We start from the raw sequence: 14,542 nt of genomic DNA on the forward strand, positions 1-14,542 counted from the left end.
TCCATTTTTGAAAGCGCTTTAAACAAAGGGCCACCCTGCAATATATTACATAGTAAGCAAAATTATGCATGCATATTACTGCAGACGTTCAAGTTTATTATACAGCGTCCGGATCGAGATGTGTAACCGCCGCGCTGCTTCTGATTTGTTCCCGTCCGCTTCAGCGATCGCCCGGTCGATCAAATCTCGTTCATAGCGAGCGACGGCGTCTTGAAGCGATACGGCTTCGACTGATCGCGCCGTGACGGTCCGTGTCGATAGTTGAAGGTGATGGGGAGCGATCCATTGCTCAGAACTTGCCATATAAATCATCGCCCGGCCAATCACATTCTCAAGCTCACGGACGTTCCCTTTCCAGTATTGACTCTTTAATAGTTCAATCGCAGCTTGATCGACCCCGTGGACGAGTCGACCGTACTCTTGATTCAGTTTACGGATGATCCGCTCGCAAAGCGGCTCGATCTCTTCAAGCCGGTCACGGAGCGGCGGGATGTGGATTGGCATCCGGTTGATCCGATAATATAAATCCTCACGAAACGTCCCGTCCGCCACTTTCTGTTCTAAGTTCGCGTTCGTCGCCGCGATGATCCGGACATCGACCGGGATCGCGTTCGTGCCCCCGACTCGAACGATTTCATGTTCTTGGAGGACACGGAGCAGCTTGACTTGAACGTCGACCGGGAGTTCGCCAATCTCGTCTAAAAACAAAGATCCGCCGTCCGCCTCCTCGAAATAGCCGACTTTCCCGCCGCGCCTTGCCCCGCTGAACGCACCGTCCTCATACCCGAACAGTTCGCTCTCTAACAGCGTCGGCGAGATGGCTGCACAGTTGACCCGGACAAACTTTTTAAACTTCCGTGGCGATTCGCCGTGGATGGCGTGGGCGAACAGTTCTTTGCCGGTGCCGGACTCGCCGCGTATGAGCACGGTGACCGGCGTGAGTGCCGCTAGGCGGGCTTGTTCGATGACAAAGCGCATCGCTTCGCTCGTCGCAATGATATCTGTAAATTGATATTTCGCCTCCAAGTTGCGAATCCGCGTCTTCGCTTCCTTCAACTCATCACGCAACGCCCGAATTTGGGACACGTCGCGAATGACGCCGACGGAACCGCGCAGCTTCCCTTCGACCACAATCGGTTCGGCGTTGACGAGGATGTCTCGGCGCGTCGCCCCGATCTGCATCCGAATATCACGTACGCCTTGACCGGTCGATAAAACTTTCAAGTGCACGCTCTCCTGCATTCCAATGTCGGCCGTCGCCGGTTTATCAACGACATCTTCTTTTTTAAATCCGGTCAAGCGGGTATAGGACGGATTGATTAAAATCGTATTCCCGTTATGGTCGGCGACCGAGATCGCCTCGCTCGTACAGTCGATGATCGCTTCGAGCATCTGTTGGTTCTGCTTCAGCCGCTCGACGACGATCCGGATAAACTCGCCTGGCAGCACGACCGCCTCCGAAAAATGGTCCTTCAGTTCAACGAACGTCTCGCTCTGTCCGGTCGTCTCGATCACAAAGTCGACTTTTTTGTCGGCACACGCGCGCCAATCGCTCGAAGTCTGGATGCCCCAACTCCGTGCTAGCTTCAATCCCTCTGCCGCTATGTCCGAGTCGATGACGGCAGCGACGGTGACGAGTGGGGAATCAAGGAGCATCTTGAGCACCTCGGTCCCGCCTTTCCCCGCTCCGACAATCAACAATCGTTTATTCATTTTTAAAATCCCCCATTTTCCTAATCTATATTCATGCTACTCAACCGCCTTCCTTTTCGCAACTCTTCGAAAAAGGCAGTGTCTCCGCTCTCGTTTTCTGTTAAAATAATGAGTGGAAAAGGAGGAGATACTATGCGTGTGATCGCGCTTCTGATCCTAATCATCCCAGGCCTATTCGGCGTTTACGGCATCAAGCTTTTACGTGACAGCTTCTTTTTAAAAACGAGTGCCCCATTCACATGGATCGAGTCGGTTGCTGCAGCATCGATGTTGCAAGGAACGTTCGGTCTGTTACTGGCAATGGGCGGTATCGGTTTCGTTGCAGGGTATATCTTTAATCGCGACAAGAAGACAGGAAAAGTCCCACGAATAGATTCTTGAACACACAAAAAAAAGGTTCCCTAACTTGACTTCATTTCAAGTGCGGAACCTTTTTATTCATATTGAATTGTGATCACTACGGATGATCTCCTTTCAGACTTGCTATACTGCTTTGACATGAGATCCAATGGTCTTCTTAATGAAGAAGTTTGAAAGAAATTAGTAACTGCCGTCTTGCGTGAACGGAAACGTACTCATTCGAGTTACTAACAAATATTCATCGGGTCATGTCCAACCATCCATTGTGAAGTCGAACGCTTGCCATGAGATGTTCAACGATTGACAACACTCCTTTTGGTCAACTGAACGATTCGTTTTACCCTGACATGGGTCCCTAGCTTCGAACCGATGTCGGAATCGTCTCGCAAATGAGCGAATGTCGCGACCTCTCGTCGGAACAATAACGATTTGAGATGTCGTTCGCACCTCTGAGCTATTAACGGATAGCGAGCCGAGATGATTTCTTGCTCTAACCTGTTCCGGAACATGTTAGAAAGCGTTCATCTGACGCTCGTCCAAGTAACTTGGTACACCTTTATTATAACAAGAATCATCAAAAATGCAAGCGCTTTCTTTTAAGAACGTATTATGCACGGATTCTTGGCGTGCTTTTAAAACATATGCTGCTAAAAAAGGGATGGCTATTTACCAATTCAAATCTGATGGAAAGGTTCGTACGAAGGGGCTTTAACAAAACGTCAATAATTACCACCGTAGGCTAAAAGGGTGGATACAACGGTTTAATGGCGTTACGACCAAGTATTTGAACAATTACCTTGCTTGGTTTCAATTACTAGGAAGTATTCATCACCAACGAAAGGAAGTCACGATGAATGACTTCATAATAAAAGGGAATTTTATTCCAAATAAGGAAACCTATGATACACTTGGGTTATCCAAATTCACGAAATAATTATATTTCTTTATTGGAAGGTTGTGACGTATGAAACGTAAAGATAACAGTAAACGAACTATTATTCAGTGGATTGCATTTGCGATAGTAATACTAGGTCAAGTTATAAGACTAGTGTTGGAGATATCAGGTTTAGCTCAGAACTTATCTTTAAGCACACTTAATGCTATATCCTTGACAGGTTTTGCGATAGGTATTATTTTGATTTTGGTTTCCTTTTTATTTCCCAATAAGAAAAAAAAGGATGGTATATAGAATCTCAACAAAAGGGTGAATTGATAAGGACAATAGAAACAACCAAAGGGACTTCTATATTAATCGGAAGTCCTTTTTTATATAGTAAAAACAACATTAACCTTTAACAGAGCCCATAAAAAAGAAAAGAAATCAGGGGATTCCCCTGACTCCTTCACTGTTGTTTGAACGATTGGTACGTTACGAAATACGAAATAAATTCTGAGTTTTTCGGGCTGCGCTCTCGCTCTGGACGACCGTCAAACATCTCGTGATCCCGCATCCCGTTTTCCCAAGCCGTCTTAATCGCGTGACGCATCGCCCGCTCGACCCGAGACGACGTCGTCTCATGTTCTTTGGCGATCATCGGATACAATTCCTTTGTGATCAACCCTAAAAGTTCTTGCCGCTCCCTCACATAGACGACCGCTTGGCGGATATACTTAAATCCTTTGATCCGCGGCGAGATGCCGAGCTGTTGCAACAAGAGCGAGATGTCGAGTTCTTCTGGCGACATCGGTTCGAACTCGCGGCTTGAACCCGCAGCCAGCTCGCGGATTTTAGAAATCAGTTGTTGAATGTTGAACGGTTTGACCAAGAAATAAGAAGCACCCAGTTGAACGGCTTGTTTCGTGACTTCATCTTTCCCGAAAGCGCTGAGCATGATGACTTCCGGCTTCGTGTTTGGCAAGTCTACTTGAAGCCGTTCTAGCACACCGATCCCGTCAAGATGCGGCATGATGATATCTAGCAGTAGCACATCCGGCTGGTGTGTCTTGACGACGTCTAAGCATGCTTCGCCGTCGAAAGCGGTCCCTACGACTTTCAAGTCGGACTCGGACTCAAGTTGTCGAGTCAACAAGTCGACGATTTCACGATTGTCGTCCGCAATGCATAATGTAATCAATTAAGACACTCCTTCGATAAACTTCCGTTTTAATTGGAGGGACATATCAAGCAGCTCCTCCACATGCTGTTTCGTCAGATCGGTCATTTGCGCACCGGCAATCATTCTTCCGAGTTCATCGATGCGGTCCTCATGGCTAAGCGCGGCGACGTTTGTCTTCGTCCGTTCGTCCGTCTCGGTCTTCGTAATATACAAGTGATGATCCGCCATGGCGGCCACTTGGGCCAAATGCGTGATACAAAGCACTTGTGAACCGACCGACAAGCGGAAAATCTTCTCCCCCATCGCTTGGGCAACCCGTCCCGAGACACCCGTATCGACTTCGTCAAAAATAATTGACGCGACACCGACCGTCCTTGAGAAAATCGATTTTAACGCGAGCATGACCCGTGACAGCTCTCCGCCTGAGGCGACTTTCGCTAGCGGCTTGAACGGCTCTCCGACGTTCGTCATCATATAGAATTCGACTTGATCGAGCCCGTCCGCCTTGCACGACACTTCTTTGAATCGGACCTCAAACTTCGTCTTCTCCATATAGAGCTCTTTCAACTCACGCTGAATTGCCTTCTCAAGCTCGCCGGCTGCTCGTTTCCTTGCTGCCGACAACTCGAGGCCGGCCGAACGCATCAAATGTTCGAGCCTGTCGAGACGATCTGTTATTTCTTGAAGATGTTCTTCCCGATTTGTCATCGTTTTTAACTCTTCTGTGATTTTTTCTCCGTACGTGATGACGTCGTCAATCGTCGCCCCGTATTTCCGTTTCAATTGTTGGAACAACGCGAGGCGCGTTTCAATCTCATCGAGCCGGATCGGATCAAATTCAAGCGAATCGAGTTGGTCGCGCAATTGGAACTTGGCGTCTTCAAGCAGGAAGTATGCGTTCGAGATCATCTCGGCCATCGGCGCAAGTGATGCCGTGAGCGCCGAACCTTCTTCCATCTCCCGCATCGCGATGCCGATTTGATCAATCCCTTTCCCCTCGTCCGCAACGGCGTCGTAGGACAAGCGGACGTGCTGATGAATCCGTTCAAAGTTTGCAAGTTCGTTCCGTTCTTCAGTCAACGCCTGCTCTTCCCCGACTTTGAGCTCGGCCGCGTCGATTTCATTCGTTTGAAACGATAATAAGTCCATTCGTTGGGCCAATTCCTGCTCGCTCTGACTGAGTCGTTTCAGTTCATCAGCGACACGTTTCCAATCGGTGTACGTCTCGTGATAACGCGCTAACAACGGGGCCAGATCCGTTTCGCCGAAACTGTCCAATATGCCGAGATGATGCTCGGCATCCATCAAATGTTGGTGCTCGTGTTGTCCATGAATATCGACCAAGAGACGTCCCAACTCACGCAACGTCGACAGCGGCATCATTTTGCCGTTGACACGACACACACTCTTACCGCTACTATGTAAATCACGGCGCAAAATGACGGTCCCTTCCTCGATCTCGATTCCGTACTGCGTCGCCGCCTCGATGATCAAGTGATCGGGTTCGACTACGAACAGCCCTTCGATTTCCGCTTTATCTTGACCGTAACGCACGAATTCACTCGAACCTCGTCCTCCGACGAGCAGTCCGATCGCATCCAAGAGAATTGATTTTCCCGCCCCGGTCTCTCCGGTCAATACGGTCATCCCGCGCTTGAACGTGACGTTCAATTCATCGATGATCGCAAATTGTTTGATCGATAGTTCTGCTAACATCTGATAATTCACCTCATAACATTCCGAGTAGTCGTTCGATGATCTGCTTCGCCTGGTCCTCATCCCGCGCAATCATCAAGATCGTATCATCCCCGCACACTGTCCCGATCAATTCATCCCATGACAAGTGGTCAATCAAGACGCCGATCGCGTCCGCATTACCGGGCAACACTTTCATGACGACCAAGTTTTGGGCCGAGTCGACTGAGACGAAGCTGTCTCCGAGTATCCGTTTCATCTTGCCATACGGGTTGAAGCGCTGGTCGGCCGGCAGACTATACTTATAGCGGCCGTCGTTGAGCGGCACCTTGACGAGATGAAGTTCTTTAATGTCACGCGACACTGTCGCCTGCGTCACTGGGTAACCAGACCGATGGAGTTCGTCCACGAGTTCATCTTGGGTCTCAATTTCACGATTCGTAACGATTTCTCGAATTTTAATCAATCGTTGTCCTTTGTTCATACGCCCTGACACCTCATTTTTCGTTTCACATATACAGTATCATTCTAAAGTATTGACGAAAAAAGGTCTACCATTCCAAGGTTGAAAAGGAAAGATATGGTGAGCAACCACCTTTAAAAACAGCTGCAGACAAATCGTCTGCAGCTGTTCATACGGTTTTCTTCAGTTGAGTATGTGCCTTGTCGATGACCGCTGACACGTCGAGAGCTGGTTCGACCCCACCGATCCCCGTGTAACGGGCGAACAGCAAGAATTCGATATTGCCGTCACCGCCAGTGATCGGCGAGAAGTCGAGCCCTTCGACCCAGAACCCTTCAGATGCGAAGTAGCGGACCATCTCATTGACGACGCGTTCATGAATCGACCGGTCCCGAACGATGCCTTTTTTTCCGACATCCGCTTTACCGGCCTCAAATTGAGGCTTGATGAGCGCCATGACGACACCGTCCGGTTTTAAAATTTGTTTTAACGGCGGAATCATCAGCCGAAGCGAGATGAACGAGACGTCAATCGTCGCAAAGTCGGGTTGAATCGGGAACTGCTCGTTCGTTGCGTGCCGAAAGTTCATCCGTTCCATGACGACAACACGTTCGTCGCTCCGAAGCTTCCAAGCCAACTGATTGTAACCGACGTCGACCGCATACATTTGCGTCGCCCCGTTTTGAAGGGCACAGTCGGTAAAACCACCCGTCGACGAGCCGATATCGATCCCGATACGCCCGGAGACGTCGAGCGGGAACACTTGGAGTGCTTTTTCAAGCTTTAGCCCGCCACGGCCGACGTAAGGCATTGTCTGCCCTTTGACTTCGAGCGGGATGTCGTCAAACACTTTATCGCCGGCTTTATCGAGCCGCTCCGTCCCGCTGTATACGATTCCGGCCATGACGGCCCGTTTCGCTTTCTCTCTCGTCTCCGCTAATCCGCGATCGACGAGCAATACATCTAATCTTGTTTTATTTCGTTTTTCCATAATTCCTCACACATTCTGTCGATTTGTCATTTGAATGAACTGCTCTACCGATTCCGCAATTTGAGACGGTCTGAGCCCGATCTCTTCTAGCAGTTGATTGACCGCGCCATGTTCAATATAACGGTCCGGAATCCCTAGACGAAGGACGCGCGGGAACTGTCTCGCATCACTCGCATGCTCGAGCACACTGCTTCCGAACCCTCCGGCAAGAACGGCCTCTTCGAGCGTGACGAGCGGGATGCCTTCCTCATAGAGCGCGGTAAGCATCGCATCGTCGAGCGGTTTGATCGTACGGCAGTTGATGACCCGTACGCTCCGTTGTCCTTCGAGGAGCGTTCTCACTTCTAGCGCATCTTGCACTTGCGGCCCGAACGTCAAGATGGCCACGTCCGTCCCGTCAGCCACGACTTCCCACTCATCGAGCGGAAGTTCACGCAACGTCTCACTCATCGGGGTACCGATGCCTTCTCCACGCGGGAACCGCACAGCGATCGGTCCATCATCGTATTTTAACGCCGTGTAGACGAGATGTTGCAATTCTTCCTCATCTTTCGCCATCAAAATCCGAATGTTTGGCACATGGCGCATGAAGGCGATATCGAACACGCCTTGGTGCGTCTCCCCGTCGGCGCCGACAAGGCCCGACCGGTCAATCGTGAAGACGACGTTCAAGTTTTGGCGGCAAATATCGTGCACGAGCTGATCATAGGCGCGCTGGAAGAACGTCGAATAGATTGAAACGACCGGTTTGAGACCTTGTGTCGCTTGACCTCCGGCGAGCGTGACCGCATGTTGCTCGGCGATGCCGACGTCAAACATGCGTTCCGGGAATTGCTTGTTGAAACAGTCCAGTTTCGAACCGACGCTCATCGCTGGCGTGATCAACGTCACACGCTCATCCGTCTCCGCGACTTTCGTAATCGTTTCGGCAACGACTTTTGAATAACTCGGTCCTTTGACTTTCCCTTTAATGACTTCACCAGATTCAATCTTGTACGGTCCGAGACCGTGCCACGTCCCGATGCCGTCTAGTTCGGCCGGGCGATAGCCTTTGCCTTTTTTCGTGATGACATGGACGAGTACCGGTCCATCAATTTTTTTCGCATACTCGAGTGTCTCAAGCAAATCTTTCAAATCATGACCGTCCGTCGGTCCGAAGTAAGTGAAGCCAAGTTCTTCGAAGAACGTACCCGGTATGAGTGCCGACTTCAACATATACTTGACTCGTTCGCCACTGCGTTCGAGCGAACTTCCGACAATCGGGATGTGCTTGATGAGCGCTTCGACTTCCTCGCGGGCATGCTTCAGTTTACGTGACGCCCGCATCCGGCCGAGCATATTATGCATCGCCCCGACGTTTGGTGCGATCGACATTTCATTGTCATTTAAAATGACGATGACGTTTTGTTTCTCGGCCCCGATGTGATTGAGTGCTTCGAGCGCCATTCCGCCCGTGAGAGCACCGTCTCCGATGATGGCGATGGCGCGATCATTCGCTCGTCCTTTTAGCTCGTTGGCGATGGCAATCCCCATTGCCGCCGACAACGAGGTCGAACTGTGCCCCGTCTCCCATACATCGTGCTCGCTCTCACAGCGCTTCGGAAACCCACATAAGCCATTATACTGGCGAAGCGTGTCGAACTGGTTCGTCCGTCCCGTTAAAATTTTGTGGACATAGGCTTGATGCCCCACGTCCCATACGAGTTGATCTTTCGGACTGTCAAATACACGGTGCAAGGCAAGCGTCAACTCGACAACGCCGAGGTTCGGCCCGAGATGCCCTCCCGTTTCTGCCAATTTTTCAATCAAGAACCGTCTGATGTCTGCGCCAAGCGCTTCGATCTCGGTCACCGACATTTTCTTTAAAAATGACGGGTCTTGAATGGATGTCAGGTCCATGATGACCATCCTTTCTCCTGTCGTATTACTGATTCGTACCTTACATTTTACAAGAATGTGTCCATATATGCTATACATACAGAAAAACAAAGGTGACACGATGTGCTCATCGTGTCACCTAAAGTCAATGATTGCGTTTGACGACAAAGTAAAGTAGCTCATGCAAACGAGGTGAAGCGACCGACAGTTCGGCGAGCGCAGCTTCAGCTTGTGCGACTTCTTGAGCGAGCGCTTGTTTCGCACCGTCAAGACCGAGCAGCTTCGGATACGTCGATTTATCGTTCCCTTCATCCGAACCGACACGCTTCCCAATCAACGCCTCGTCGCCTTCGACGTCTAAAATGTCATCTTGGATTTGGAACGCAACACCGAGATGCGCTCCGAAACGCTTCAATGCCGCTTGGTCGCTTGCGGACGCATCGGCCAAAATCGCTCCTGCTTCGAGCGCATAGACGAGCAGCGCCCCGGTCTTGCGGGCATGAATCGACTGAAGCGTCTCTAACGATACGTGTTGTCGTTTCTCGGCTAGCATATCGTCTAGCTGTCCACCTACCATCCCGGCACTACCGGCCGCCTCGCTGAACCGTGAAATCAAACTCACTAGTTTTTCAGGCGCGGCGTGCGTGCGGGTGATCACTTGAAATGCGTCCGTCAAGAGCGCATCGCCCGCAAGGATCGCGGTCGCTTCATCAAACTGACGATGGTTCGTCGGGCGGCCTCTGCGGACATCGTCGTCGTCCATCGCCGGCAAATCGTCATGAATGAGTGAATACGTATGTACCATCTCGAGTGCGACGGCGGCTTCGTGACCGAGTTCAATCGGTCGGCCGTATGTATCGAGGACGGCGTACAGGAGGGCCGGACGAATCCGTTTCCCACCTGCCTCTAATGAATAGGTCATCGCTTCGAACAGTCGCTTCGGCATGGCCGCGTCGTCAACGAGACGACTCATCGCCTGTTCGACCGCACGTTTCCACTCATCGAGCATCAACTGACTCATACGGCGCCTCCTTTGTCACGGAGCGTACCGTCCAGTTCTAAAATTTCGTCCATTTTCTTTTCGGCAGCCGTCAATTTTGACTGACAAAGCGCCGACAGACGAACACCTTCCTCATAGAGCGTCATCGCTTCTTCAAGCGCGACTTCTCCAGTCTCAAGTTTCGCCACGATGTCTTCGAGTCGGGCTAGCGCCGTCTCAAACGTCTGTTCTTCTTGTTTCTTCGCCATAATGTCTCTCCTTCACTTCCGCGACGGCATGACCGTCACGGAAACGGATCGTCACGACTCCGTCATGTAGTTGTTTGACATCTTTCACGTACGTCCCGTCTTGCTCGGTAAGCGTATAGCCTCGGGATAGGACCGCGAGCGGGCTGACCGCATGCAACCTGCCGACCTGCGCGGCAAAGCGTTCGGTCGGCCGTTCGAGCGGCCGAATCCGGTTCAGTCGTCCTTCAAATTGACGGTACCGTTCATCGTTCGTCCGCAGTGCCCGAGCCAAATTCCGGACATCGAGCCGCTGCTGCGATTGAGCGAGACGATGGCGGGCGAACGTCAGTTGTTTGGTGACACCTTGCTCGAGACGGATCTCAGCCTGAGCGAACCGGTCCCGCTTTTGTGAGAGCGTGAACCGCGGCGACTTCAACCCGTAGCTGTTCGCCGCCCGTTCGAGCCGGTCGCGCACAGCTGTCATTTGATTCGTGACGGAACGCTGCAACTGCATCGTCAAACGCTCGACGTCTTTTCGCTGCGCATCGATCGTCGCCGTCGCGAGTTCCGCCGCAGCCGTCGGTGTGGCCGCACGTAAGTCGGCGACGAAATCGGCAAGTGTGAAGTCGGTTTCGTGACCGACGGCCGAGATGACCGGAATCGTCGAGTTGTAAATCGCTTCAACGACGATATCTTCGTTGAACGCCCACAGTTCCTCGATCGAGCCGCCGCCCCGGCCGACGATCAAGACGTCACAGTCCGTCCGTTCGTTCATCCAGCGAATCGCACTCGCCACTTGCGGGGCCGCCAAGTCACCTTGGACGGCAACCGGGGCGAATGTGATGGCTACGTGTGGCGCCCTGCGCCGCAGTGTCGTCGCGATGTCGTGCAAGGCAGCACCTTTGGGGGACGTAATGATCCCGATTCGTTCAGGGAAGGCCGGGAGCGAACGCTTCCGTTCCGCGTCGAACCACCCCTTCGCTTCGAGTTCGCGTTTTCTCGCCTCGTAACGTTCAAACAATAGACCGACACCGTCTTGACGCATCAGTTCAACGTACAGCTGAACGTCACCCGTCGCCTCGTACATCGTCACGCGCGCGACGACGACGACGTTCATCCCGTCTGTCGGTTCGAACGTGAGCGTTCTGGCGTCACGTGAAAACATGACGGCTTTCATACGAGACGCCTCATCTTTCAACGTGAAATAGCAATGACCCGAAGCGTAACGTTTAAAGTTCGAGATCTCACCGACGACCGCGATTTGTTGTAAAATCGGATCGTCGTCAAGCTGTCGTTTGACGTAACGGACGACTTCGGACACTTGAATCGGATTAGCCACGCGAAGCGACCTCGACCGTGTTATGCATGAGCATCGTGATCGTCATCGGTCCGACGCCGCCAGGTACAGGCGTGATGGCGCTCGCCACGTCTTTGACACCTTCATAGTCGACATCCCCGACGAGACGATTGTCGACACGGTTGACACCGACGTCGATGACGATCGCACCTGGTTTGACCATGTCGGCCGTGACGAGTCCGGCCCGTCCGACCGCGACGATCAAAATATCGGCCTGTCTCGTCATCGCTCCGAGGTCAGCCGTCTTCGAATGGCAATACGTGACAGTCGACGACTCGTTCAAAAACAGCATGCCGACCGGTTTGCCGACGATCTGGCTTCTCCCGACGACGACGACATGCTTCCCGACGAGGTCGGTCTGCGTTTTGACGAGGTGTAAAATCCCGTGCGGCGTGCACGGCAACAGCGTGTCAAGACCGAGCATCATTTTCCCGACGTTCTCCGGATGGAAGCCATCGACGTCTTTTTCTGGAGAAATCCGCATGATGACGCGGGATTCATCGATATGGTTCGGTAACGGAAGTTGGACGAGAATCCCGTGCACCTCATGATCGTCATTCAATAAATCAATCAGCTTTAGTAACTCTGCCTCGGTCATGTCTTCATCAAATCGAAGTATTTGCGAGTCGATGCCAATCTCTTTGGCCGCTCGCTCTTTCCCGCGAACGTAACTGTGGCTCGCTGGGTCGTCCCCGATTAAAATGACTTTTAATTTCGGGGTGATGCCGCGCGCCCGAAGAGCTGTCACCTGATCTTTCAACGTTTCCCGATACGATGCTGCGATTTGTTTCCCGTCGATCACTACTGCCATCTCTCTCATCCCCCATTGTCTTAGGTTTCTCTGTAGTTGGTGTGGTGTCTTCTCTATTTGTTTAACAGACCGTGTGCTTGTCTTCGCTTACGCTTTAATGATGTTACCGAGCACGCCGTTGACGAGCTTGGCCGCTTCTTCATCGGCGAACGATTTGGCGAGTTCGACCGCCTCGTTGATCGTGACTTTGTCCGGAATCGTCTCGACGTAGAGCAACTCGTACGTCGCCATGCGGAGAATCGTCCGCTCGACATTTCCGAGACGGTCGAGTCTCCAGTTTTTCAAGTTTTCGATGAGCAATTCGTCAATCTCATCTTTCTTCTCCAACGTTCCAACGACGAGTTGTTCGTAGAATGGATCAGAGTCCATGCCATCAAGGGCAAATTCGATAGCCTCGTCTACCTCAAGTTTTGATACTTCGATTTGAAAAAGCGTTTGAATCGCTTTTTCCCGTGCTTCATGACGTTTCATTCAGATACTCTCCTTTTGCTTGCTTTCATCTTTAATCGGCAAGGATACCCCTACTTCAATCGTGCTCCGGGCACAGCCCGACGATAAGTGGGGGAGAAATTGCCGCCGGGACTGAATCACGCATGTCCGTTTTGGCAGACAACGTCGCTATCGATACCGGCCTCATCTCTTGCCCATCCTCTCCGGTTGTTCGTTTGTAAACTGTTCTCTACGGGAAAAAAATATTATCTCTAGTGAAAGGCGGTGAACCCAATGTCCACCATCACTGCGAAGGTCCAACTCTTCGTCCCGCCCCCTCAAGCGGCTATCCTGAGGGCAACGATGGACGCATACCGGTCGGCTTGTGACTGGCTGTCGGGACACGTCTTCGAGACGAGGGACCTGAACCAGGCGAGCCTCAACGACTCGCACTATGCCGAGCTCCGGCAACGGTTCGGCCTGAAGAGCCAGATGGCCCAGTCGGTCATGAAGACGGTGATCGCTCGGTACAAGTCGGCGAAGTCGAACGGGCACGCGTGGTCCCGTGTGGAGTTCAAGCGTCCCGAATACGACCTCGTCTGGAACCGCGACTACTCGCTCACCCAGGACCGGTTCAGCGTGAACACGCTGGACGGACGGATCAAGCTGGACTATGCGCGTAAGGGCATGAGGCAGTACTTCAACGGGACGTGGCGGTTCGGCACAGCCAAACTGGTGCACAAACACGAGAAATGGTTCCTGCACATCCCCGTGACGAAGGCGTTCCCCGAACTCGACGACGCTTGCGTCACAAACATCGTCGGTGTGGACCTCGGCATCAACTTCCTGGCGGTCACGTACGACAGCCAGGGCGAGACCACCTTCTACGACGGAAGAATGGTGAAGCACAAGCGAGGCACGTTTAAAGCCACCCGCGAACAGCTCCAACGACGGCAGACCCCATCGGCCTGCAAGCGGCTGAGACAGCTCGGCTCGAGAGAAAACCGTTATGTGACCGATGTGAACCATCAGGTCACGAAGGCACTCGTCGACCGATACCCGAGGGGCACGCTGTTCGTGTTGGAGGACCTGACCGGCATCCATGCCGCCACAGAGAAGGTGCGGGCGAGAAACCGCTACGTCTCCGTGTCGTGGGCGTTCTACCAGTTCCGTCGCATGCTCGAGTACAAGGCCGCACTGAACGGTCAGAAGGTGATCGTCGTCGACCCGAGACACACCTCCCAGACCTGTCCGACATGCGGGCACACCGAGAAGGCGAACCGGGACAAGAAGCTGCACACGTTCCAATGCAAGAACTGCCGGTACCGATCGAATGATGACCGCGTCGGCGCGATGAACCTGCATCGGAAAGGCATCGAACACATCGGTACAGGTGCCACGGGAGCATGACCCCCATGGAAGGGGCGAGGTCAACCGTCCCGATGTTCCGCCACGCGAAGGTAGGAGGCGCATGAGCGCCGTCCGCACTACCGGGCAGGAACGAGCGTAACCGTACTCTACGAGGGTAGAGGCGCCGTCGAGTCCTCGATGGACGCAAGCC

Annotated in this window: 14 protein-coding genes and 1 pseudogene; 4 read left to right on the forward strand and 11 right to left on the reverse strand. The window is 52.3% G+C overall.

Translation table 11 applies throughout. The features are described from left to right. Nucleotides 1-75: 75 nt before the first annotated feature. Nucleotides 76-1,713 (reverse strand): sigma 54-interacting transcriptional regulator, encoded by a 1,638-nt coding sequence (locus tag EVJ23_RS01035; protein WP_131463724.1) that lies wholly within the window; start codon nt 1,711-1,713, stop codon nt 76-78. 132 nt (nt 1,714-1,845) lie between these two features. Between EVJ23_RS01035 and EVJ23_RS01040 the strand changes: the two genes are divergently transcribed. The 3 genes and pseudogenes from EVJ23_RS01040 to EVJ23_RS01050 all read left to right on the forward strand — a co-directional run bounded on the left by EVJ23_RS01040 (nt 1,846) and on the right by EVJ23_RS01050 (nt 3,262). Next, nucleotides 1,846-2,094, forward strand: a complete 249-nt coding sequence (locus EVJ23_RS01040; protein ID WP_016510497.1) for a DUF2627 domain-containing protein — start codon at nt 1,846-1,848, stop codon at nt 2,092-2,094. Between the two features lie 568 nt (nt 2,095-2,662). Then, nucleotides 2,663-3,007: pseudogene (locus tag EVJ23_RS01045) on the forward strand (IS1595 family transposase); the annotation flags it as partial. 30 nt (nt 3,008-3,037) lie between these two features. After that, entirely contained in the window at nt 3,038-3,262 is a 225-nt protein-coding gene (locus EVJ23_RS01050; RefSeq protein WP_131463726.1) for a hypothetical protein, read from the forward strand. A 154-nt stretch (nt 3,263-3,416) separates the two neighbouring features. Here EVJ23_RS01050 and spo0A read toward each other — a convergent pair whose 3' ends face one another. The 10 genes from spo0A to nusB all read right to left on the reverse strand — a co-directional run bounded on the left by spo0A (nt 3,417) and on the right by nusB (nt 13,023). Next, on the reverse strand, nt 3,417-4,148 hold the full coding sequence (gene spo0A, locus EVJ23_RS01055; RefSeq protein WP_131439845.1) for a sporulation transcription factor Spo0A: 732 nt from the start codon (nt 4,146-4,148) through the stop codon (nt 3,417-3,419). Further along, the gene (gene recN / locus EVJ23_RS01060) at nt 4,149-5,846 is read right to left on the reverse strand and encodes a DNA repair protein RecN (protein WP_070327062.1); all 1,698 of its coding nucleotides are present in this window, start codon (nt 5,844-5,846) and stop codon (nt 4,149-4,151) included. A 13-nt stretch (nt 5,847-5,859) separates the two neighbouring features. Next, nucleotides 5,860-6,309, reverse strand: a complete 450-nt coding sequence (gene ahrC, locus EVJ23_RS01065; protein WP_016510386.1) for a transcriptional regulator AhrC/ArgR — start codon at nt 6,307-6,309, stop codon at nt 5,860-5,862. A gap of 148 nt (nt 6,310-6,457) precedes the next feature. Then, nucleotides 6,458-7,279, reverse strand: a complete 822-nt coding sequence (locus EVJ23_RS01070) for a TlyA family RNA methyltransferase (protein WP_070327061.1) — start codon at nt 7,277-7,279, stop codon at nt 6,458-6,460. 6 nt (nt 7,280-7,285) lie between these two features. Further along, nucleotides 7,286-9,178, reverse strand: a complete 1,893-nt coding sequence (gene dxs / locus EVJ23_RS01075) for a 1-deoxy-D-xylulose-5-phosphate synthase (RefSeq protein WP_070327906.1) — start codon at nt 9,176-9,178, stop codon at nt 7,286-7,288. Nucleotides 9,179-9,302: 124 nt separating this feature from the next. After that, nucleotides 9,303-10,178 carry a polyprenyl synthetase family protein gene (locus EVJ23_RS01080; protein WP_070327060.1) on the reverse strand — a complete coding sequence of 292 codons (876 nt, stop codon included), beginning with the start codon at nt 10,176-10,178 and terminating at the stop codon, nt 9,303-9,305. Then, nucleotides 10,175-10,405 (reverse strand): exodeoxyribonuclease VII small subunit, encoded by a 231-nt coding sequence (gene xseB, locus EVJ23_RS01085; protein ID WP_016510387.1) that lies wholly within the window; start codon nt 10,403-10,405, stop codon nt 10,175-10,177. Before xseB ends, EVJ23_RS01080 begins: the two co-directional genes overlap by 4 nt. Beyond that, nucleotides 10,374-11,723, reverse strand: coding sequence for an exodeoxyribonuclease VII large subunit (gene xseA, locus EVJ23_RS01090; RefSeq protein WP_070327059.1), 1,350 nt, complete (start codon nt 11,721-11,723; stop codon nt 10,374-10,376). Before xseA ends, xseB begins: the two co-directional genes overlap by 32 nt. After that, nucleotides 11,716-12,552: a bifunctional methylenetetrahydrofolate dehydrogenase/methenyltetrahydrofolate cyclohydrolase FolD gene (gene folD / locus EVJ23_RS01095; protein WP_131463728.1), complete on the reverse strand. Its 837-nt coding sequence runs from the start codon at nt 12,550-12,552 to the stop codon at nt 11,716-11,718. Before folD ends, xseA begins: the two co-directional genes overlap by 8 nt. A gap of 87 nt (nt 12,553-12,639) precedes the next feature. Next, a complete protein-coding gene (gene nusB, locus EVJ23_RS01100) occupies nt 12,640-13,023 on the reverse strand; it encodes a transcription antitermination factor NusB (protein WP_131458862.1) in 384 nt (127 codons plus the stop codon). Between the two features lie 252 nt (nt 13,024-13,275). Here nusB and EVJ23_RS01105 point away from each other — a divergent pair, with 252 nt between their 5' ends. Beyond that, complete coding sequence (locus EVJ23_RS01105; protein ID WP_131463730.1) at nt 13,276-14,391, forward strand: RNA-guided endonuclease InsQ/TnpB family protein; 1,116 nt, start codon at nt 13,276-13,278, stop codon at nt 14,389-14,391. Nucleotides 14,392-14,542: the final 151 nt, after the last annotated feature.

Source organism: Exiguobacterium sp. SH1S1 (genome assembly GCF_004337245.1).
Taxonomy (GTDB): domain Bacteria; phylum Bacillota; class Bacilli; order Exiguobacteriales; family Exiguobacteriaceae; genus Exiguobacterium; species Exiguobacterium aurantiacum_A.